The organism is Candidatus Poribacteria bacterium, assembly GCA_009839745.1.
Taxonomy (GTDB): Bacteria; Poribacteria; WGA-4E; order WGA-4E; family WGA-3G; genus WGA-3G.
The window spans coordinates 11384-33304 of record VXPE01000022.1; the positions used below are offsets into that span (position 1 = coordinate 11384).

Annotated in this window: 15 protein-coding genes; 11 read left to right on the forward strand and 4 right to left on the reverse strand. The window is 49.1% G+C overall.

What is annotated here, in order from left to right; genetic code table 11:
* The first annotated feature begins 42 nt into the window (after positions 1 to 42).
* The 5 genes from F4X88_03350 (at position 43) to F4X88_03370 (ending at position 9424) form a co-directional block, all read left to right on the forward strand.
* Complete coding sequence (locus F4X88_03350; protein MYA55310.1) at positions 43 to 837, forward strand: 4-hydroxy-tetrahydrodipicolinate reductase; 795 nt, start codon at positions 43 to 45, stop codon at positions 835 to 837.
* A complete protein-coding gene (locus F4X88_03355) occupies positions 791 to 2851 on the forward strand; it encodes a hypothetical protein (protein MYA55311.1) in 2061 nt (686 codons plus the stop codon). The genes F4X88_03350 and F4X88_03355 overlap by 47 nt, the downstream gene beginning before the upstream one ends.
* 145 nt (positions 2852 to 2996) lie before the next feature.
* Positions 2997 to 3740, forward strand: a complete 744-nt coding sequence (locus F4X88_03360; protein MYA55312.1) for a hypothetical protein — start codon at positions 2997 to 2999, stop codon at positions 3738 to 3740.
* A 275-nt stretch (positions 3741 to 4015) separates the two neighbouring features.
* A complete protein-coding gene (locus tag F4X88_03365) occupies positions 4016 to 5185 on the forward strand; it encodes an aminotransferase class I/II-fold pyridoxal phosphate-dependent enzyme (GenBank protein MYA55313.1) in 1170 nt (389 codons plus the stop codon).
* Positions 5186 to 5551: 366 nt separating this feature from the next.
* A complete protein-coding gene (locus tag F4X88_03370) occupies positions 5552 to 9424 on the forward strand; it encodes a SpoIIE family protein phosphatase (GenBank protein MYA55314.1) in 3873 nt (1290 codons plus the stop codon).
* Positions 9425 to 9548: 124 nt separating this feature from the next.
* Here F4X88_03370 and F4X88_03375 read toward each other — a convergent pair whose 3' ends face one another.
* Together F4X88_03375 and F4X88_03380 are read right to left on the reverse strand one after the other, a co-directional pair.
* The gene (locus tag F4X88_03375; protein ID MYA55315.1) at positions 9549 to 11468 is read right to left on the reverse strand and encodes a GHMP kinase; all 1920 of its coding nucleotides are present in this window, start codon (positions 11466 to 11468) and stop codon (positions 9549 to 9551) included.
* Positions 11469 to 11678: 210 nt separating this feature from the next.
* A complete protein-coding gene (locus F4X88_03380; GenBank protein ID MYA55316.1) occupies positions 11679 to 14051 on the reverse strand; it encodes a hypothetical protein in 2373 nt (790 codons plus the stop codon).
* 299 nt (positions 14052 to 14350) lie between these two features.
* On the opposite strand from F4X88_03380, the gene F4X88_03385 reads away from it, so the two are divergent.
* From F4X88_03385 to F4X88_03400, 4 genes are all read left to right on the forward strand, one after another.
* Complete coding sequence (locus tag F4X88_03385; protein MYA55317.1) at positions 14351 to 15187, forward strand: hypothetical protein; 837 nt, start codon at positions 14351 to 14353, stop codon at positions 15185 to 15187.
* A 468-nt stretch (positions 15188 to 15655) separates the two neighbouring features.
* Positions 15656 to 17113: an ATP-binding protein gene (locus tag F4X88_03390; GenBank protein MYA55318.1), complete on the forward strand. Its 1458-nt coding sequence runs from the start codon at positions 15656 to 15658 to the stop codon at positions 17111 to 17113.
* Positions 17114 to 17436: 323 nt separating this feature from the next.
* On the forward strand, positions 17437 to 17811 hold the full coding sequence (locus F4X88_03395; GenBank protein MYA55319.1) for a type II toxin-antitoxin system RelE/ParE family toxin: 375 nt from the start codon (positions 17437 to 17439) through the stop codon (positions 17809 to 17811).
* Positions 17795 to 18118, forward strand: a complete 324-nt coding sequence (locus F4X88_03400; GenBank protein ID MYA55320.1) for an XRE family transcriptional regulator — start codon at positions 17795 to 17797, stop codon at positions 18116 to 18118. Before F4X88_03395 ends, F4X88_03400 begins: the two co-directional genes overlap by 17 nt.
* Before the next feature lie 329 nt (positions 18119 to 18447).
* Here F4X88_03400 and F4X88_03405 read toward each other — a convergent pair whose 3' ends face one another.
* Together F4X88_03405 and F4X88_03410 are read right to left on the reverse strand one after the other, a co-directional pair.
* Positions 18448 to 19590 carry a Gfo/Idh/MocA family oxidoreductase gene (locus F4X88_03405; protein MYA55321.1) on the reverse strand — a complete coding sequence of 381 codons (1143 nt, stop codon included), beginning with the start codon at positions 19588 to 19590 and terminating at the stop codon, positions 18448 to 18450.
* A gap of 2 nt (positions 19591 to 19592) precedes the next feature.
* Entirely contained in the window at positions 19593 to 20036 is a 444-nt protein-coding gene (locus tag F4X88_03410) for a hypothetical protein (protein ID MYA55322.1), read from the reverse strand.
* Between the two features lie 270 nt (positions 20037 to 20306).
* Between F4X88_03410 and F4X88_03415 the strand changes: the two genes are divergently transcribed.
* Together F4X88_03415 and F4X88_03420 are read left to right on the forward strand one after the other, a co-directional pair.
* Positions 20307 to 20684, forward strand: a complete 378-nt coding sequence (locus F4X88_03415; GenBank protein ID MYA55323.1) for a sulfurtransferase — start codon at positions 20307 to 20309, stop codon at positions 20682 to 20684.
* 194 nt (positions 20685 to 20878) lie between these two features.
* Positions 20879 to 21907: a spermidine/putrescine ABC transporter substrate-binding protein gene (locus F4X88_03420; GenBank protein ID MYA55324.1), complete on the forward strand. Its 1029-nt coding sequence runs from the start codon at positions 20879 to 20881 to the stop codon at positions 21905 to 21907.
* The last annotated feature ends 14 nt before the right edge of the window (positions 21908 to 21921 follow it).

Here is a 21921-nt window from a genome sequence, read left to right on the forward strand (position 1 = left end):
TCAAATCCACGTCATTTAACCGCAAGGAACATTAAAAAGATGATTCGTGTTGCTATCACCGGTGTTTGCGGTCGTATGGGACGTTGCATCACGCGTGGCATTGTCCAACACCCCAATATGCAACTCGTCGGAGCCGTCCAATACCCTTCACATCCACAGATTGGAAGTGATGCGGGTGTTGTCGCCGGTATCAGTGAGATTGGCGTAACCATTACAGGCAAACTTGACGACGTACTTCATCGTTCAGATGTTGTCATCGAATTTTCAAAGCCTGAAGCAACCCTGGATCACCTCCAACACGTCGTCGATGCAGATAAAGCCATGGTTCTTGGAACAACCGGTTTTACCGCAGACGAACTCGCGACCATCCAAGCACTTGCTTCACAGATCCGTTGCGTAATGGCACCCAACATGAGTCTCGGTGTCAATGTAATGATACAAGCATTGGAATTAATTGCCAAAACCCTCGGAAATGATTATAATATTGAAGTGATAGAGGCACATCACAATCACAAAGCAGATTCACCCAGTGGCACAGCACTCCGTGTAGCGGAGACTCTTACCACGGCACTTGAGCAAGATTTAGACGAGGCGGGTGTTTACGGTCGCCACGGCATCGTTGGTGCAAGATCGAAAAAACAGATAGGCATTCATGCGGTTCGAGGTGGCGACATCGCCGGGGATCATACGGTGTTGTTCGCAACAGAGGGTGAACAACTCAGCGTCATCCATCGAGCACACAGTCCAGAGGCTTTCGCCAAAGGCGCAATCCGCGCAGCGGAATGGATAATTGACGCGCCTAAAGGGTTACACGATGTTAGCGAAGTCCTGTTTTAACCGACACCTGATAACTCACACCTATTTTATTGTGCTCTTTATCGGTATTCTATTTATGGTCGGCTGTGAACAAACAGCGTCCCAAAAACGGGTCCGGTACGAGTGGAAAACTGTCATAGAAGGCGATTGGAGTTCACACCTCTACGATGTTCATTTCGTTTCTGAAAAGCGGGGTTGGGCAGTTGGTAACGCCATAGATATAATTCCTGGTGCTGATTTTGGGGAAGGCGCGGAAAGTCTCATCATTCACACAAACAACGGTGGGGAAACGTGGCACAGACAACACAGCGGCGTTTTCAACAAACCTCTCCGAAACGTGTATTTTCGTTCAGCGTCAGAGGGCTGGTGTATCGGTGAAGGCGGCGTTCTGATCCGGACAACCGACGGCGGGGAAACATGGCAGCACATTGAAACCGGGACGGAAAACAACCTGCATGACCTCTTCATAGGCGATGGAACGGGTTGGAGTGTCGGCGACTGGGGCACAGTGCTAAAAACAACCGACGGTGGGCAGACATTCGCACAGATTGATGGACAGGTGTTCGGCAGAAAGTCATTGAAAGGTGTCCATTTCGTAGACGAAAACCGAGGATGGATCGTTACCTATAGCACACCGACCTCCGAAATAAACTCAGGAAAGGCCGGCTACATCTATCGGACAACCGATGGTGGAGAAACTTGGGAAGTCCAATTCGTGACAGAAGCCGCCCTGTTCAACCTCCATTTCATAGACAAACAAACGGGTTGGGTTGTGGGTGATCGACGGAGCGTCTTCGTAACAACCGATGGCGGGAACACATGGGACTTCGTCACTCGCGGAACGAATGAACGCCATAAAAGTAGCTACGGTCAACCGGATTATCTCGGCAATGAGCCGCTGCATACCTTTACACTTTACGATATTGACTTTATAGATGCCCAAAACGGTTGGATTGTCGGCGACTTAGGCGTGATTCTCCACACCGCGTCGGGTGGAAAAGAAAAATGGAAACATCAACGCGGGGGTCCCCGTTTCCACAACAGCGCGGATGCCGTCCTGTTAGGTGTTGACTTTGTTTCCAAGCAAATCGGTTGGGCAGTCGGTGAAAACGGCACCATCCTGCACACCCGCAACGCGGGTGTAACATGGGAATCACAATCCAGTCCGAGTCATCTCTTGGTAGGTGTATGCGCCATCTCGCCCGATGAAGGATACGTTGTCGGTGACCGGGGCGCGATTCTACGAACCGAGGATGGAGGTGTCGTATGGAACGCGCAAGACAGCCGCACGACTGAGTGTTTTGGGGCAACGCATTTCGTGTCATCACAAATAGGATGGGCGGTTGCAGAAGCCGGCGTCGTCCTACAGACCACAAATGGTGGAACCGTATGGCAACGTCAAGTTTCAGGGACACAGCAGGACCTGCTCAGTGTTTTCTTTACAGACGAAAAAAATGGATGGTGTGTCGGAAGCGGCGGTGAAATCATCCACACAGATGATGGTGGGAAAACATGGCAACCGCAAAAGAGCGGAACCCATTGGAATCTGTTTGACGTTTATTTCATCTCCAAACGACGCGGTTGGGCAGTCGGTCTAAACGGCACAATACTTTTTACAACTGATGGCGGTACCAATTGGAAGTTGTTACCGATCAGCCAACGCTACCCATCTTTTCTATTAGATGCCGTCACCTTCGTCACTCCGGAGAGAGGCTGGGTCGTAGGATTAGATTTACGCAGTTTGGGTATGGATGGTTTGATCCTACATACCGAGAATGGCGGGAAAACATGGCAACGTCAAGAGAGCCATACCCGCAATTTTCTTGACGACGTATTTTTTCTATCAGAAACAGAAGGCTGGATTGTTGGAAAAGAGGGACTTGTCCTTCATACAAAGAATGGTGGACAAAACTGGAGACCGCAGCATACAGATACCAGAACGGATCTGAAGGCTATCCACGTAAGCAGTACAGATAGCGGATGGGCAGTTGGACAAAACGGAACAATTCTCAGATATGAAGCCGTTCCGTTTTAGTCCCAGCGGGGAAACCCAAGGTGTGTAGAGAAACATTACACCCAAAACGCAGCCTGCAACAACGACGCGAGGTTTTTCTTCAACTCGAACCCGGAAACTGTTAAAGCACAGACTGCATCGCTTAGCCGCAAGGAAAAATTAAAAAATGACAGACGAACAGAAATATCTATTTGATCTGCAAGGCTTTATTGTCCTGAAGAGTGTTATCCCCCAGATAGTAGTCGAGGCGTGTAATGCTGTGTTAGATCAGTACGAGAATATGCCGCCCGACGACTATCCACCCCCGCTGTGCCTCGGCACACAGCGAACGGAGAAAGAACTCTACATCTCTAACATCTTGGAGGCAGACAGTGTATTCAATACGCTGATCGACATCCCGGAGGTTCTGGATGTAATTCAAGGTGTAACCGGGGGTCCGTATCGACTCAATCATACCTACACAATTTACCGGTGGGGGGGTGGCTATACCGGGTTGCACATGCACGGAACACCGATTATCCCGAAATGCCAATATCATTGTAAAAACGGAGAGATGGTATCAACCTTAACAAAAGCGGTCTTTCCGATGCTGGATTGTGATATGGAGGACGGGTGTTTCGCTGTTATACCGGGGGCACATAAGAGCAATTTCGCAAAACCTTGGGGAAGCCACCCGGATGAAAACCCTGTGCTGACCCCGATCCCAGCAAAAGCAGGGGATGCCATTATTTTTACAGAGGCACTCACACACGGGTCGGTCATCAATGTTTCCGGTAAACCGCGTCGGACACTCTATTACTGCTATAGCATCGGCTATATGCCAGATTGGGGCGGTCAAGGTCTACATTTCAGCCCGAACGTTATGGACAGCCTCAACGAATCCCAACAGTCAATCCTTCATCTAAAATAATTTTTAACTATGGACTCCTGGACTGCCCTTCAAATGTAAAGCAAAGACAAATTATGCCATTTGAGGCATAATTTCACTACGGGCAGGTTTTTGGTGAGTCCACAACTACCATAAGGATATGTGCGGCATATCATCCAAAAACAAGCCTGCAACAACGGCGCAGTTTTTTTTGCTTGGGGTTTTTGCTTGGGTGTTTCTGCGGATTTCTTCAGCCCGAACACACAAGCCGTTAAATTCGCGGATCCTATGACTTATCCGCAAGGTAAATTAAAAATATGATTACAATCGCAGAACGGTTAGAAAAACTTCCACCCTATCTTTTCGTAGACCTGCGCCAAAAAATGCAGGCAGCACAAGCACGCGGTGTCGATGTGATTAGCCTCGGTATCGGTGACCCGGATCTTCCAACACCTGACCCAGTTGTTGAAACCTTATGTAGTGCGATCCAAAATCCCGATGATGCAGACAGGCACCGCTACGGCTGCGACAACCCTGTTGACGATTTTCCACAGGCAGTCCTCGACTTTTACCAGCACCGTTACGGGGTCACATTATCCGATGATCAGGTAGCGACAACACTCGGTAGTAAAGACGCAATCGTCAAAATGGCACTCGGTATCCTCAATCCGGGCGATATTGGTATAGCGGCGAGTCCAGGCTACCCTACCTACAACATCGGACACGTCTTCGCCAGTGCAACGACCTACTATGCTCCGCTTCTGCGAGAAAACGATTTCTATGTTGACTTTGACGCTATTCCTGATGAAGTGAAACGACTTACCAAAGTTCTCTGGATCAACTATCCAAACAATCCGACAACCGCCACTGCCGACCTCGATTTTTTCGAGCGTGCCGTGGAGTTTGGTAGACAAAATAACATCCTGATCGCGCACGACAACGCCTATAGTGAGAACACCTACGACGGTTATCGCTCACCCAGTATATTGCAGGTGGAAGGTGCAGCGGAAGTCGCGGTTGAGTTTTTCTCATTAAGCAAAGCGTTTAACATGACAGGCTGGCGCTTGGGGTTTGTCGTTGGCAACCCAACTGCTGTTAGTGCAGTCAAAACGGTGAAAGACAATATCGACAACGGTTCACTCCGCTCACTTCAATTCGCCGGGGCAAAGGCACTTTCAATAGCGGACGAGATTACACCCGCAATTAACGTCGTTTATCAAAAACGCCGCGATATGGTGGTAGATGCCCTGAGAGACAGCGGGTGGACAATCGAGAAGCCGAAAGCAACAATGTATGTTTGGGCACCGGTCCCTGAGCGTTTTAACGGTTCAAGTCGTGCCTTTGCGACGGCATTGCTTGAAGAAACAGGTGTTGTTGTAACACCAGGTCTCGGATATGGACAGTGGAGCGAAGGCTATTTTAGAATCTCGCTGACATACCCAGACGGAGTGATTGCGGAAGCAATTTCGCGTATTCGCGATTTTTAAATTTACCTTGCGGTTCGGTCAGGGCGGTTTGCTGCATAAAGTTTCTTTGCGTATATCCGCCTGCGCCGATGTTGCAGGCTACGCGCTTAGGTCTAACAAAAACCTTTCACTGACAACTGATAACTGACAACTAAATTATATCTTGCGGTTCGGTCAGGGCGGTTTGCTGCATAAAGTTTCTTTGCGTATACCCGCCTGCGTGTTTTTGCTTGGGTATTTTTGCGTATTGTTGCAGGCTGCTGTCTTCGGACGGAAAAGTAAAGATAAAACCAAACCGTAAGCCCGTAACGTAGTGGAGGGCGGATTCGAGGAATACGCGTCAAAGTTTCACATTCACTTCATCACTCCGCAAGGTAAAATTAAAGAATGAAAAACTCCATTTTAATTTTTAGCATCATCCTTTTGATCCTCCTTGTCTGTATTGAGACGGAGTCTGAGCAAATCCTTACCTACACCGTCGCCGATGGATTGATAGGTCCGGTTGTCCCTGTCGTTTTTCAGGACAGTCGGGGGGATCTATGGTTCGGTTCCGATCGGGGTGGGGTGAGCCGATTCGATGGGATCAGGTTTGAATCTTACATCGGATCTCCCGATACTTCTGAGAACGCACCCACCTCCAATGTAGGACCTGGGGCACTCCTTGGACAGACCCGACAAATCGTCGAAGACAAATGGGGACATATCTGGTTCCTCACGCATTTCCGCGCAGAAAACTCCGGGAGAGTCAGTCGGTTTGACGGTTCTTCTATTAATCTGATAGGCACCGGCAATTCACTGCTGGTTGACGATCACGGCGATATATGGGTCGGTGAAAACCAGCAACTCACGAAGTACATCACTCCAGGGGTCCAACGCCTGCCCCAAGCACATCCAAACGAAATTATAGGCGAAGATCTGCTCCGCTCAAGGGATTTCGCAATAAACATTATCTTTGAAAGCGATGATGGAACGATTTGGATCGGTGGCAGCGAAGGTGAAGAACAACCGCAGGGTGTAATCCTCAGTTTCCGAGAGAACCGTTGGGTAGAGGACCCCTTAAAAATCACGGACAGTGATAACGCAAACGAGAAAACGGATGATGGAACACAGCGGGTTCATCCAAATATTGGATTTACACGCTACGACTTGTCAAACCTTAACGCTGTGAATGCAATAGAAACAATAGGTGAAGATACTTCTGGAAACCTGTGGTTCGGTGGCTACAATCTTCTCTTACGTTTTGATGGGAAAGTCTTTGAGAAAATCCTTCCTTTAGCTTGGGGACAGAGTGGCTCCATAGGTAGTAAACCTGCATCAATCCAGAGACTGGCATCAATACAGAATGACACGAAAAATCGAGTCTGGTTCAGCGATGGACGCACGACAAGATGGTGGCATGACTCTCAGCACGGAAACCTACTGGGGTTTCTTGAGCTCGAGGATGCATGGGGCAATCTATGGTTTACTGACGAAACTGGAGCACATCAATACGATGCCAACCTCACGCAACTGCCCGACCGTATCAACAGTGGACTCGGCGTTGAAGGGATTCATACGATTTATGAAGCCATAGATGGTAAATTGTGGTTTGGCCACGATAATGGCGTAACATCATTTGACCCAACACCTGCTATCAGCACACACGCTGGCCTCGGAACCAATAGAGTCCGGATGATATTTGAGGACAGTCGAGGTTACCTCTGGTTTAGTGTGCCAGGGGGTGTCGCCCGTTACGATGCAGAATCCGAAGAACTTACCACACATATTTTCAGAGTGAGTTTAGTGCAAAATGATTCATCGCGCGCCTCTCAAACTGACAATAGAACTATGGAACGCGTTCGGCCCTTTCGAACTGAAATCGAAAAAATATTTGAAGTTGGCGGGCACGTTTGGTTTATTGACGAACCAGGGGTGGGCGGGAGTTCCACGCAATTGCGATATACTTTCTTTCGATACGCAAATGGCAAGTTCGGCCAAGTGTCTATTCCTATCCAAACAGCAATCGGGCCCGGTGGCGAACGGTCAGATACCAACACGAATGTTCTCATCCACGAAGGAGAACATACTTGGATGGCTTTCGGAGGGCACCTCTTTAAAGCCGACGCAACAGGATTATTACGGTTGACAAACACCGGCTTTCAAAGAATCCCGTTTCAAGAAATCGGTCCGAACACTACTCCTACTCCAATCTCCCCAATAGCGTTCGGTGCAGCCGCTATCACCGATGTATACAGAGATTCCAACGATAGATTATGGGTCCACTTCGATAACGGAAAGTCCCTACGCTATCCGAAAGAAATTAACACCACACCAAATCGTCCGAGTAAACCTGAAACCCTGCCCCTTCAAGCGACAACCCTGTTAAAAATCGCATCAGGCAGCAAATGGTTTTTTAACGCCGTAACGGGGAAATTGATACTTTGGAGTGACACTGAACTCGGTAACCCACTTCCGCTCGACGGAGAATCGAGTACGCTCCCGATTGCTGTTTGGAAGAACCCAAGGGAGACAAATAACCGAATAACTTTTCTTTTTCCCGATGCTCTCAAAACCTATCACGGCACAACACTCATTTCTCTTGAGGACATTGAACTCGCTGAACTACAAGACTCCCTAACGACGCAAGAGGGGGTGCTCTGGTTAGCAACATCCCGCGGGGTCATCCGCTATGATGGGGAAAACGCGAGAACCTATACAACAAAAGAAGATGGCTTTCTCGTTGATAACGTGAAGGATGTCATGGAGGATAGTCGCGGAAATATATGGTTCGCGACATGGGGCGGCGGCACTGTCCGATACGACGGCGAAACCTTTTATAACCTCACAACAAAAGACGGTCTCACTCATAACAATATCTCGAAAATTCATGAATCTGCCAATAAAGATATTTGGTTTACAACCGAAGGCGGCGTCACACAATATACACCCACACGTGGTGGACTGCCAGAATGTCGACTGACCTCTCTTGAATCCGATAAAATTTACACCGACCTTTCATCGAGTTTAACACTGCCCTCGCGCGGAACGAAGATTTTAAATATCCAAGGTATCAGTCCGCTCCGAGAAGGGCTGTCCTATCGATTTAAATTAATCGGACTGGACACTCCCACATGGACAAACGTTTCGGCAGAGGAGTTCTCGCTTCTGGCAACAGGTGCCGGGGGAATCTCCGAGGCGTGGACCCCTTCTACCGCCTCCGTGTCAACGCCGCAGCATATCATGCGCGACAGTGGTATTGTCCAAGAACTCCAAAATCAAGACGGGATTCTGCGTATCCGATATACAGGGCTTAAAGCAGGCAATTACAGGTTCCTCGTCACGGCATTCCGTAAAGATTGGCCCTATACACATACACCAGCAGTGGTGGATTTCAGCATATCGCCACCCCTCTGGACGCGGTGGCGAACTTATCTCCCAACAGTCATCTTTATGACCGTCGTTCTAACGCTAATTGGTCGTCTGATTGTAAACCGTCGCCATACCCTACAACTGCGTAATGAAGTGCGTCAAAGGGAAGAAGCGGAGATACAACGTATCCGTGCCGAACTGAGCGAGGCACAGAATATTCAGATGGGACTTTTGCCGACCGAAGCCCCGGATACGAAAGGGTTTGATGTTGCGGGTATGTCGGTCCCCGCGACACAGGTAGGTGGCGACTTCTACGATTATCTCACCGTCGCGAACGGACAGACCGCTATCGCGGTCGCAGATGCCGCCGGAAAAGGATTAAGAGGCGCGATGAACGCCGTGCTAACGAATGGAATGCTATATGAAGTCTCGCGTTTCAAGTCCGAATCGGGTATCATTCTTACCGATCTCAATGCCGGGTTAGCACCTCGCATGTATGGACCGAGTTTCATCGCGCTGAACCTCGCTGTCCTTGATGAAACCAAGAGACGGGTTGACTATGCGAACGGGGGACAACCCTATCCTGTTCTTAAGCGAGGTGCGGAGATCATTGAAATTGAAAATAGCGATCTTCCACTCGGCAGTATGAAAAAGGTGGAGTATGAGTCGGTCACCTTCGATTTAAATGCGGGTGACATCCTAATTTTTCATAGCGATGGTCTGATTGAGGCACTCAATACGGACGAAGAAATGTATGGCACGGAACGTTTAAAGGAAGTGGTTTCAAAAATTCCTGATAGTTTCACAGCGACAGAAGTCATTCAAAGCCTCGTTGAAGATGTTCAAAACTTCGTCGGAGAAGCGGAGCAATACGACGATATGACAATCGTTGTTATCAAAATCCCCTTTTAATTTTTCCTTGCGGAGAAATAACGTGCGTTTCAACTTTTGCGTGCGTTCCTTAAATCCGCCTGTCCCGTTGTTGCAGGCTACACCTTTGGTTTAATGTTCTACTCTTATAAGGGTATCAGTTGCCCTAAGCCCCCATGAACTCAATAACTGTTTGCCGATACTCTTCAGGGAGACCGATGTCAAACCGCCGCCCTTTGACAACATACCCGGAAAATCCGTCTGCCTTCCGTAATTCGTCTAAACAGGACGTAAGTTGAAATTCGCCTCGCTCCCGGAGATTATGGGTGATATTTCGTTCCAGAAACTCGAAAATCTGGGGTTGAAGCACATAGATACCGAACACCGTTAAGAACTGGTCCACATCCATCCCATCCACGTGCAAATGTTCCATGGCATACTCAGGATCGGGTTTCTCATAAATCTCTGTGAGAGAGAGTAGGGAATTCTCTTCTCTCCATGCGCCGGTGACGCAACCGAAGTTCGACAACTGCTCAATCGGTGTCACTTTCAGCCCGACGACACTATGGCCCACCCGCTCATAAGCCTCTACGACCTGTCGTGCACAACATCTCTCCTCATCTGAACCGTAGAGATGATCGCCGAGCATGAGCAGAAACGGTTCGTTCCCAACCCATTCTCTCGCGCAATAGACGGCATGTCCGAAACCCTCTTGAACGTCTTGTGTGACGAATGACACACGGCTCCCTAATTCCAGCAGTGCGTCGCAATACGCCTGGTTCTCCTTACTGAGTTTGTTATAATGTTCAATCCGTGGCGGTGTCTGGAAAAACGATTCAAAAAGCTCGGTATCTCCGGGCTGCACGATAAGGCAGACCTCCTCAATGCCAGCATTGATCGCCTCCTCAACGATTGCCATGATTGCCGGTTTGGCACGTCCAGACTTATCAATAACAGGGAAGAGTTCCTTCTTCATCGCCTTTGATGCCGGAAAGAGTCGCGTTCCGAAGCCAGCGGCAGGAATAACGGCTTTGCGGACATGTCGACCCGCCTCAATAACCAGTTTCAGGCACGACATCTCCAAATCCCGTTCAATAATCTCAATGACGCGCTGTTGGCTCGCTTCATCTTTGACAATGAATTGGGCAGAACCATCCCCTTGCGATCCGACACCTTTACCGCCCCAGATATACGGCTGAATCGGTTCATAATTCAGGACTTTGTGGAGAACAGGTGCCGTCAATTGTGATGGACATGCGGGTATCAAATGTTTATCGAATTCCGTTTGTGCGCACGTCATGAGTTTACCGACCGCTTCTGCATCTCCATCGCGAAGTGCTTGATACGCCTGCTGCGTAATCTCTGCACTCAACCGACCGAGATAGTGTTGCACGTTTTTTTCTAATTCACTCTCTGCAAATGGATAACAGTGATTTAATTGGCTCAATATCAGGCGTGTATCTTTACTGGCACCGAGATCGACAATTACAAGGTACATATCGTGAGGTACACTGAAGTCTTTTACATCAATATGGTCACCGTCAAACGTCATGAGAATAGGACGTTGGTATGCACACCCTTGGTCCATGCGTCCACACCGTGAAGGCGTTGTCGTCTCCCCTCGGTAAGCATATTCCATTTCTCCGCGCGTTGTTAATTTAAGATCATAGGTCCGGTTAAAGGCGCGTGCCACCAGAACACTGATAGCGGCACTCGAAGATAACCCTTTTCTGACAGGTAAATCTGTGAGATAGTTGTCGATTTCCAAGCCTTGCACACGGTAGTTCGTTAAAATCTCATAGGCAACGCCAGCAGCATAACTAAAAAACTCACCTTTTTCAGCTTCAGCAAGAAGTGCGCTTCGCTCCATAGGCAGACTATAAGGACCGTGACGTGTCCCATCGCTGAGGGTCGTTTTTAAAATCAGACGGTTCGGATGCGGTTTAACCTCGGCGTATACACCTTGGTTTGTGCTGGTTATTAACGTATAGCCCCTTTCGAGCTCTGCGTTACTTCGCCGGTGCCCACCTGCCCAATCGCTGTGCTCACCGAACAGGCAAATCCTTCCCGGCACAAAAAGTTTCATTTTTTTAACTATGGCCTCCTGGACATCACTCCTTGCGCAAGCCTATAAAGGCTTGCGGGACAATGTTTCGTGATGGTTTTTGATAAATTCCGACGCGATTGGGGATAGGCACGGTTAGAAACCTCTCTGTTTTCTCTACTCACGCTCTGAATTGTCGCTGTTATCAATGATATTATATTATGAAGTCAACCCTTAAGTCAACAAGGTCCCTCATTTCCTGTCTCGCGCCCATTGACATCTTTGTTTCCACTCCTCTGCCTTTCGTATGGTTCCGAGGGGCAGCGTTACATCCTCCGCTATCATAGAGAATGCCGCCATTGCATTCACATAATCTCTCTGGTGATACCCATTGATGCCCACCTTCCTCCATGTCTCTAACACAAGACTTTGGTATTGTTGGGCTGTCAATTGCCCTAACGAAGGTATCTCGGAGAAAGCCGGACCCGATGCCTCTACTTCCTCCAAAAGGGTTATCGTCCGATGCAGATACTGATTACTGCTTTGCCACGCAGCTTCTCCATGAAGCAACTCACCCGCTAAAAGATATGCCAACCACATATCAGGTGCGGTTTGCATACACATCGATAGATGCGCCATCTTCTCCCCAGCATCCTTAGGCTCAACTAAAACGACACGGAGCAACTCGCGCAGGGACCGATTTTCTGGCACTGTCCCGTTCAACTGGGTATCCCATCCGCCCGGAACTACATTCGGATAAGAGAGTGCTGCAATCCGCTTGATTCGCCTTCGCTCAATTGTCTCATACTCTGTTTCAACCGCTGCGTATGCATTCATCGCTTGTTCATACTCACCCTTGAGCCAATAAAGGTCACCTTTCAATAGCATCGCTTCTGGGCTGAACCGTGTGTCCTCTTTGCTGGCAATATCGGTCGCTAAAGATAACGCTTTATCATAATCCTCCATTCGATACGCGGTGTACATCAACCCCCAACGTGTGCTCAAGTTCCCAGGTTCATCTGATAGTATCGTCTCAAAAGTCTCCATAGCAGTGACAAAATCTTTGCGGTAATATGCCTGCCAAGCGGTATCTCGCAATGCTGCTATCTCATGGGCACAGACCTGTTCAAAAACACTTTGTCGCTTTAAACGGTATGTGGCGTAGGCGACTTCATCGTCTCGCAACGGGACTGTTTCCAAAAATTCAACCCACTCGGCTTCCAGAGCAGATAAGTCTTTCGTGTAATGCTCCACAAAATCGCCGGTCGGAAAAACACCCTTAAATTTTTCTATGCCGTAGGTATCAACAAGAAACCGAACGAAGGAGCCTGCCAACAGGTAACTCCGCGAACCGGCATGCCTCCAAAATCCAAACCCCATGACGCCTGACAACGGAGGTGCGACCTCCATCTCACGCATCGCCTTTGCCCACTGATGTCCTGTGAGCCTGCCTTCATCCCAATCTGCGGCGACCGCAATCCCTTCGTGAAGTCCTATTTTTAGACTCACCTTCAACGGGGACCACGGCACAGTAAAGACGTGCGCCAATTCATGTTTCAGAACAGGATGCGGAAAGCCCTGTGCATGAATGTGAAACCCGTGTCCGAATGGGTCTTCAACAGACGTGCCGCGGGCACCCATCAACCGCTTTTTCTGTTCAGGGGAGGCATAGATATACGCCCGGACCTTACGAGATTGCATCGCGCCTTCAGGATCGAGATATCCAGACACCTGTGCATACTGAAATTCACAATCATCAGCGATCCGTTCAATCTCCGCTTCAAGCTCGCGGGCATAGAAGATTTCAAAGTGTGCCGTTTCACGCAAGCCTCCGAGTTCGCGGGCAATATCGGCGCGCGTAGGTCGTATTCCCAAGGTTCCTGCATAGAACTGGAAACCGAGTAAGCCGATGGCTAACAGATATAACCCTATAATATGGCGGGTTTCCAACGGACTGAAAAGCTTACGCCACCTCAACTGCGGCATCAATCCTGTCTCTCTACTCACCTCACATAGACTGACAGCAAGTCCCAAAAATAGCAGTGCCCACAATAGCGTTTCCGCCCGTGCGATCAGGAGTGTATTTGTTATCGGAATAACGAAATCATAAATCGGTCCTGGGAAATACCCGAATGTCGCGTGATACGCAAACACGGGTGGATGAAATATTAGATTGATAACTACCGGAATACAAGAAAGCAAAATATGACCGAAGTAGGCAAGGTATGCCAACCACCGTTTTTCGATCCAGAACCCGAAAAACACGCCTGCTGCCGTGGCGTATAGGCAACTAATTCCGGACAAAAGAATAAAAAAGAGGAACCCTTCACCGAAGTTGCAGTTCTCAATGCGAAACGCGTTCAGCAGAATGATACCGAGCGGTAATCCCAATAAACCTACGTTAAATATCAGTGCCTCATAAAAACACCGCATGACGATTTGTCCCGGCATACCGCGAAGCGCACTGGGGTTTCGTTTCATCTGCCGCAACACTGTCAGCGTTACGTGCGCGCCCGCGAAAGAGATACCAAGTGCCACTACAGCGCAAAACTCAAAGGCAAGAATATTAAACAACGGAACATTGGCAAGCACCAGCGCCAATACACCGAATGTAATGAACCACAACCAATATGAAAATGTCCTGTGAACCGTAAGTGTTATGGGCATCTTTTTAAAAATTGACGATCGTGTTTAGTGTTTATTTTACTGAGATCTCTCCTCTGTGTCAAGCAGAATTCTACTGACGACTGATCACTGACACCTCTCACGAAAATTTTCTTGCAGTTTTAGATAAAATATGTTAAAATACGGTAATATGGGTATCTAAACGCGGTGTAAAGCCGTCAGAGGACACTTGTATAACCCGCAAATCTAATATAGGAAGACCGCTCTTTTAATGCGCACGCTCAACAGGAGAAATAACAATGGCAAATGGATTCACACGATTTTTTAAGGGTATCTGGTACACATTGTCAGGAAAGGCACACGAATCCGCAGATAGGATGATGGAAAACCCCGAAGCCGTTAGAGGGGCTTACGAGGACATTATCAACGACAAAAAAGGGAATATCCAACGCTATAAGCAGGCGATCGGTCAACTTATCGCACTCGTTGAACAGAAAAGATCTACGGTTAAAAGCCTTACCGAAGAAGTGGAGCGACTCGAAGAACTCAAATCCGGAGCGATCGCCAAGGCACAGCAGACTGCTGCCCAATTACAAGGCGAAGGACTCTCACAGGAAGAAATCAAGGTGCATGGTGAATACACGCGATGCGTCACTGCCTATCAAGACTTCAATTCCAACTTGGTGGAGAAAACAGGTCGGATCACGGAACTTGAAAATGAGATTGAAAGTGCGCAAGCCGATATTGAGTCCCACAAACTTCAGATTACCAGTCTACATCGCGATTTAGATAAGATTAAATCCGAGCAGTCTGAGGCAGTTGCGGATCTGATTACTGCACGGGAGCAAGAGGAAATCGCCGATATGCTCTCCGGTATCAGCATGGACGGCACCTCCGCTGAATTGACCCGCATGCGCGAAATACGTGAGAAAGCGAAAGCGCGTTCAACAGTCGCACAGGAATTGGCTGGCACCGATTCAAAAAGCGAAGAGGAAGAATTCCTCACTGCCGCGCGTTCCTCTGCTACCAATGATGAATTCGATGCCTTAATCTTCGGAGCCCAGCAAACCGATGCAAAGACAGAGACGGAGACTCCCAAAAAGACAACCGATTCCGACTCCGAATTGCCGGTATAACGCGCCACAAAAACGCAGCATCTCACGCGCAGTTGCGTCACCTCGAACAGAAAGGGGCGGTGAGCCATAGCCGTTAAAAGTCCAACCTATACATTCCTGAAAGAAGCCGGACTGCTCATCAATTCGGGGACCTCTCGTAGTCTCGTCCTATCTGGAAATATTCACGACCTCTTCTTCGTCCGAGACGGAGATGCTACGGATTATGTTCCACTCGTCCCCTTCCTGACCCGCAGCTGGGACATTCCAGGGTTCATCCTAATCGTTTACGAACTCAATGGACCCATCCGATTTTCGAAAGCGGCTGAACGTGAAAAGGTTAAACGTGCGTTCAATCTATGGCGCGGCGCAACGGAGGCAAATCTTGACATCAATGCCAGCACGGGTGTCCCCCGCCCGATACAAGCAGCCGTTGAACGCACCACGCCTACCGAAGCCGATGATCCCGCAGATACCTCCTTTACGCAGTACATGAACGATGCCATCGGTAGTCCGACATTGGCACTTGAACTCCTACGGCAGTTCTGCCTGCTCTCCCGCACCACGAACGCGCACGGTGAAAAACTACTACAGGAAAAATTGATAATCCTGATAGAAGCAACCGACATGTTGCTACCGGAAGGCGAAATCCGGAGTTTGTCGCTACAGGACAGGCACCGGGTCAGTATCGTTCAAGATTGGATATCAGATTCCAATTTCATGGAAGGGAACGATACCGTCATCTTCATTGCGGAATCAGCAAGCCTCCTGAACTCTCGGATCACAAGGCTGCCACAGGTTATCCCCCTCGAAATACCAGCACCCGGGATGGTAGAACGCCAACATTTTATCTCATGGTTTAACAATACACCGAAGTTAGTGGAAAAACCGCTAAACCTTTGGGGGACACAAGCCCAATTGGCGATGCTCACAGCCGGTTTATCCCTCCAAGCCCTGCGACAGATGCTCCTTTCGGCGCGCTACTCGGGTGAGAAATTACAACCTGAAGCTGTTATCGACAAAGTTTCCGAATTCATCCAAGCACAGTTAGGCGATGATGTCGTAGAGTTCAAAAAACCTGCGCACAGTCTCCAAGACATCGTTGGCAACAAAAAATTAGTGGATTTCCTGAAGACCCAATTGATTCCGCGTATCACTTCAACCGGTCCTGATGCGATCCCCGGCATGAGCGTCTGCGGTCCCATCGGTAGCGGAAAAACGTTCATTTTCGAGGGGCTCGCCGGTGAACTCGACATCCCTGTGCTCGTCCTCAAGAACATTCGGAGTATGTGGTTCGGACAGACAGACGTTATCTTTGAACGACTCCAACGCTTGCTGATGGCACTTGTGAAGGTACTCATCTTCGTTGATGAAGCGGACACCCAATTCGGCAGTGTCGGGACGGATGCCCATAGCACAGAACGGCGTTTGACAGGAAAGATACAGGCGATGATGTCAGACCCGAAACTCCGCGGCAACATCACGTGGCTGCTGATGACCGCTCGGATTTATCAACTCTCACCCGACCTACGGCGAGAGGGCAGAGTCGGTGATATGGTAATCCCAGTCCTCGACCCAAAGGGTGAAGACCGCGAAGCGTTCCTCCGCTGGACGCTTGCCAAAGTCATTGCCGGTCCCCTGCCTGAAGATGCAATCGAACGACTTGTGCAACTGACAGAAGACTATTCCGCGGCGAGTTTCGCATCGCTACGTTCCGATTTGGAAGCCGCCAGTCTCATCAAGCAAGGCAAATTGACACTCGATGAAATCATCACTGTCGCGGAAGATCGCATCCTACCGAACATCGGTCCGATTCGACACTACCAAACCTTGCAAGCTCTCGTCAACTGCACCCGAAAATCGCTACTCCCGGGAGACTACTCTCCTGAGATTCGGGAGTCATGGGTAAAACAAATTGCTCAACTAGAAGCCATCGGAATTAGCAGATAGTAGAGAAAATTATGCATTAGCACACAATCCAATTTTGTGTTATACTGCATAGCGCCCCACGAAGTATTCCACATAATATTTTACAAGGAGCATTATCATGTCATATTCTGATGACACCTCCAGCGAAGAAAGAATTACAGCCTTCCGCGAGAAACAACCTACCTGCCGTGCCGGTTATATCAACACTGGTGTGTACCTCTTCACGGCTTGCTCATATTCACCAACTACGTCCGCTAAGGCATGGTTTTCCAGGGGGAGAGGTCGGTGGGCTTCGTGGTGATTGAGATTCTTGACATATTATATCCATTTGGTTATAATACATTATGGATCACGAAAGGCTGAACTTAAGAGACGCTATATGGGTCGGGGATTCTAAGGCAAAGCTGAAGGACTTTCCGCAGTCCGTTCAAAAGGATATAGGGGACGCTTTGTTTATTGCACAGGCGGGAAGTATGTCTCCGGCGGCTAAACCCTTCAAGGGCGTTGGCTCAGGGGTTTTTGAGATACGAGCGGATTCTAGGACGGACACTTATCGTGCCGTGTATGCGGTGAAAATTGGAGAGAGGGTTTATGTGCTGCATTGTTTTCAGAAAAAATCAAGGCGCGGAATTAAGACCTCCAAGAAAGACGTAGACCTTATCAAGAGACGCCTCAGAATGGCGCAGGAACTGGAGAAGAATTATGAGCAAGAAGATTGAATGTGAAAAGAGTTCAGGCAACGTGTTTAAGGATCTAGACTTGCCGGATGCCGACGAACTGTTTCTTAAAGCGAAACTTGGGTTTGAAGTGTTTCAGATTATAGAAGGTCGTCAGCTCACCCAAGCGGAAGCGGCGAAGATTCTCGGAGTGAAGCAGCCTGAAATCTCACGACTCAAAAAAGGAAAGTTTAATCATTATAGCGTTGAACGGCTGTTGACGTTTCTGAATCGATTGAACCGCGATATTGAGATTCGCATTACTTCCTCAGGATACAGAGAGGGACAACAGCGGGTTATTACGGTTTAGTTCAAGGCACAACTCACCCTGTCGCATCAACGTGAAAACGCGCTCATCGACGAGCGATCCAAACTCCTCGCCCTGTTATCCGCAGAGAAAGCCGAAAAAGCACGCTCGCCTGCCGCCAGCAGACGAAAAGTTCCGGAAATCTCCAAACTGGCTGCTCCGGCTCGTCGGTGCGCGATAGTGTTGCCGAATCCGAAAAGTGGAAACCCTGGTTGCAAACCGTGAAGAAACACCTCAGCAAAAGCCCTACCGGGCCTGGGGAAAACATCAAATTACCGAAATATTTTATTAATTTTCATCCAATCCCGCTAACAAAAAACAAAACGTCTCGCTTAGAGATCGATAACCGCTCCAGTCGCTGCCGAACGATACCCGGCACAGATAATTTCTACGGAATGTGCCGCAAATTCGGCGTTCATTTCGCTCTCTACCCCCTTTTCAATACAATCGACAAAGGCACCGAATTCACGGGCGCTGTCGTCATGACTCCCGATGTCTATCCACTGTTGCTTCGGCGGCGTTCCAAGCTCCGCCTGCGTGCTGCTCCACATCCCCATCGGATCGAGCGGATGCGGTGAAGGGGGTTCAAACGCCGATTCAGCCGCAAATACCTCCAAACGATTCGCTGACGCATCAAAGGTCAGACTCCCTTGGGTGCCGACGAGATGCACCTTTCGCACACCACCTTGTGCATGACTCTGCCACCCGTAACGTCCACCGGCGATCGTGGCTGTGATCCCATCTTCCAACGTTAGGAGCAAAGCACCGAAGTCCTCAACATCGCAGCCGAGATGCTCCTTAAAGAAATAGTTCGCCGTTCCCCCGAACACACGCTGTACCCGCTTCTGTGTCAACCAATTCACCATAGACACCGCATAGACACCGACATCGAACATTTCAGGTTTCGCTTCAACGAAACTGTAGCGCTCACGTTCGGATTTTTCGACCCTTTTTTGTCCGACAGGCGCGCTACCGGGATGTCCCTTGGAGAACAGGACATCACAATGAACCGCCTGAAGTTCGCCGATACTTCCACTTGTCAACGCCTGCTGGACAGTGCGTGCCCAGGCACTGTGAATGTTGCTGAACATCTGGCTTCGCACGCCGCTCTTCGCAACCGCCGCAACGATCTTCTCCGCATCTTCTGGTGTGAACGCCATCGGCTTATCGAGATAGACATGCTTTCCCGCTTCGGCACATTTCGCCCCTATACGCCCGCGACGTTCTACGTCTGTACAGAGACTTACGATATGCACATCCTCGCGTGCGAGTGCGGCATCGAGGTCTATGAACGGCAAATCCAAAGATTCAGCGAGCGAACGTGCTAACCGAATCCGTTCTGAGGGTGCATCCGGTTCATCGGCGAAAGCGACCAACCGACAGCGTGCGTCCTGTGCAAAACTCGATGCGTAATTCTCTTGATGTGTACGATTTCCACCGAGTAGGAGAACCCCATATTTTCCATTCTCTTGCATGTTTAAGCCTCCAAGGTAATAGGTTGACCGCTCTCAAGCGATTGCGCGATAGCCGCTGTCAATTCACCCGTGGCACCCAATTGTGGGGATGTAGCGTTCAGGTAGTGCCGACCCACCGGCGTTTCGTGATAGATAACACCTTTATTACCGACCAACATGATGTCAATCGCTGTCTCGACTTCGACCCGATTGACACTCAATAGTGCCATCTGTCCTCCCGCATAGTGGAGCATTACCGTGACCTGTGTTGCGCCTGCATCTCCTTGCACATAGACCCGCACTGGCGATGAGGGCATCCATCCATTCGCGAGTGCTGCCATCTCTGACACCGGTGATAGCAAATTCGAGGCATCACCCCCCACATGCAGGACGCACCGCAGGAACACTGGACTCCCAATCCGTTCTTTCTCAATTACAGATTGAACAGATGTTTTAAGCAATTCCATATCTTCTCCTTTCCAAAGTTTGTAGGTTTTCCCATACTGCGAAACAGGAAGCCTGCAACATCGGCGCAGGCGACTCCAGAGGAAGGCACTTCTCGCACGAAATCACGTTTATTCCGCCGCAAGGTAAGTTAAAAAATATTGACGAATCTACTTACATTATGCTATATTTTGTCAAACCCGTTTTGGCTTACACTTTATGAGTATGGGCTTGCAAGCTGCGCCCTACACTGCCAAAATTCTCTCAAGTTCAATCAGCAGTTTTCAACCCTTATGGAGGAAACAATGCCACTAAAAACCCTTAAACAACTCGTTGCTGAAGCGAAAGCGAATGTCGGACACATTTCACCCGACGAACTTACGGACGCAAAACAATCGGTTGTCCTGATAGATGTGCGTGACGAACCCGACTACGATGAAGAACATCTACCGGAGGCGGTTTCTCTACCTCGCGGCTACCTTGAACTCGATATCGATGAGATCGCCCCTGAGGCAGACACACATATCATTACGTATTGCGGCGGTGGGACCCGTGCTACGCTCTCTGCACACACCTTAAAAAACATGGGTTATGAAAACGTATCCGTGCTAACGGGTGGATTCCGTGGTTGGAAAGCCGAAGGACTCCCCACCGAAGCATCCGACGAATAAGTGTCCCTAATGCATGTAGATTAGCATAGCTGACAGACATTGTCAACATTTTAGGTCTTCAGCAGATTTTTAATTATACCTTGCGAGGGACAACACTGTTTCAGAGTTTGACGCGCCTTTTTAAGAGTCGCTTTCCACTCCGTTCCAAGCTTGGTTTTTGATGTTATGCTTTATAGACACCAAGGGAGAAAATTATGCGCCACAGATACATCTTCTGCGTCCTGATACTCGTCGCACTTTTCATCGGCAATAGCGATGGACAGAAGAAACAACTCAATGTCTTTACATGGGCGGGTTACGTCAGTGACGACATCCGCGAGGGATTTGAAAAGGAATACGGGGTGAATGTCCTCATTGATACTTATGCGAGCAACGAGGATCTCCTTGCCAAGTTGTTAGCAGGTGCAACGGGATACGACATCATTATGCCATCCGACTATATGGTGTCGATCTTAATCAAACAAAACCTGTTAGCTGAACTAAACCGCGACAACATCCCTAACTTCCAGAATATTAGTCCGCTGTTCCTCGGCAAATACTTCGATGCCGAAAACCGATATTCTATTCCTTACACATTCGGCACTGCGGGGATCGCCTATGATTCGTCCGTCGTCACACCGGCACCCGACAGTTGGACAGTGCTTTGGGACACGCAATACAAGAACCAATTCAGCATGTTAGACGACCAACGCGAGACCATCGGTGCTGCGCTAAAAATGCTCGGATACAGCCTCAACACCACCGATCCAAATGAAATTAAAGCGGCGAAAGAGAAACTTATCGCCCAGAAACCGATCGTGAAACAGTATAAAAGCGAGGCAGAAGAACTCCTTATTGCCGGGGACGTCGTCATGGCACACTGCTGGAGCGGCGATGCGTTCCGTGCGACCGAAACCCGTCCGACAATCCGATACGTCATCCCCAAAGAAGGGTCCAGTCAGTTTATAGACGCGGTCTGCATTCCGAAATCCGCACCGCATAAGGCACTCGCCGAGCAATTTCTCAATTATTTGCTCCGTCCCGAAGTGAATGCCAAGATTACCGCTTTCACGAAATACGGCACCTGTGTGCCTATGGCGAAAGAACACTTACCGGAACATCTACGGGAACACAAATTCATCTATCCGCCAGCAGAGGTTTTGGAATCCCTTGAATGGCTGAAAGATCCGGGGGATTTTACGAGGCACTACAACCGAGCATGGGAAGAGATTAAGGCAAAATAAGGAGGAAAAATTAA

What these genes read in the sequence shown, in the direction of transcription:
- F4X88_03360 (MYA55312.1), top strand. Translation starts at nt 2,997, where the DNA reads ATGACAGACGAACAGAAATATCTATTTGATCTGCAAGGCTTTATTGTC.
- F4X88_03365 (MYA55313.1), top strand. Translation starts at nt 4,016, where the DNA reads ATGATTACAATCGCAGAACGGTTAGAAAAACTTCCACCCTATCTTTTC.
- F4X88_03370 (MYA55314.1), top strand. Translation starts at nt 5,552, where the DNA reads ATGAAAAACTCCATTTTAATTTTTAGCATCATCCTTTTGATCCTCCTT.
- F4X88_03375 (MYA55315.1), bottom strand. Translation starts at nt 11,468, where the DNA reads ATGAAACTTTTTGTGCCGGGAAGGATTTGCCTGTTCGGTGAGCACAGC.
- F4X88_03385 (MYA55317.1), top strand. Translation starts at nt 14,351, where the DNA reads ATGGCAAATGGATTCACACGATTTTTTAAGGGTATCTGGTACACATTG.
- F4X88_03390 (MYA55318.1), top strand. Translation starts at nt 15,656, where the DNA reads ATGAACGATGCCATCGGTAGTCCGACATTGGCACTTGAACTCCTACGG.
- F4X88_03395 (MYA55319.1), top strand. Translation starts at nt 17,437, where the DNA reads ATGGATCACGAAAGGCTGAACTTAAGAGACGCTATATGGGTCGGGGAT.
- F4X88_03400 (MYA55320.1), top strand. Translation starts at nt 17,795, where the DNA reads ATGAGCAAGAAGATTGAATGTGAAAAGAGTTCAGGCAACGTGTTTAAG.
- F4X88_03405 (MYA55321.1), bottom strand. Translation starts at nt 19,590, where the DNA reads ATGCAAGAGAATGGAAAATATGGGGTTCTCCTACTCGGTGGAAATCGT.
- F4X88_03410 (MYA55322.1), bottom strand. Translation starts at nt 20,036, where the DNA reads ATGGAATTGCTTAAAACATCTGTTCAATCTGTAATTGAGAAAGAACGG.
- F4X88_03415 (MYA55323.1), top strand. Translation starts at nt 20,307, where the DNA reads ATGGAGGAAACAATGCCACTAAAAACCCTTAAACAACTCGTTGCTGAA.
- F4X88_03420 (MYA55324.1), top strand. Translation starts at nt 20,879, where the DNA reads ATGCGCCACAGATACATCTTCTGCGTCCTGATACTCGTCGCACTTTTC.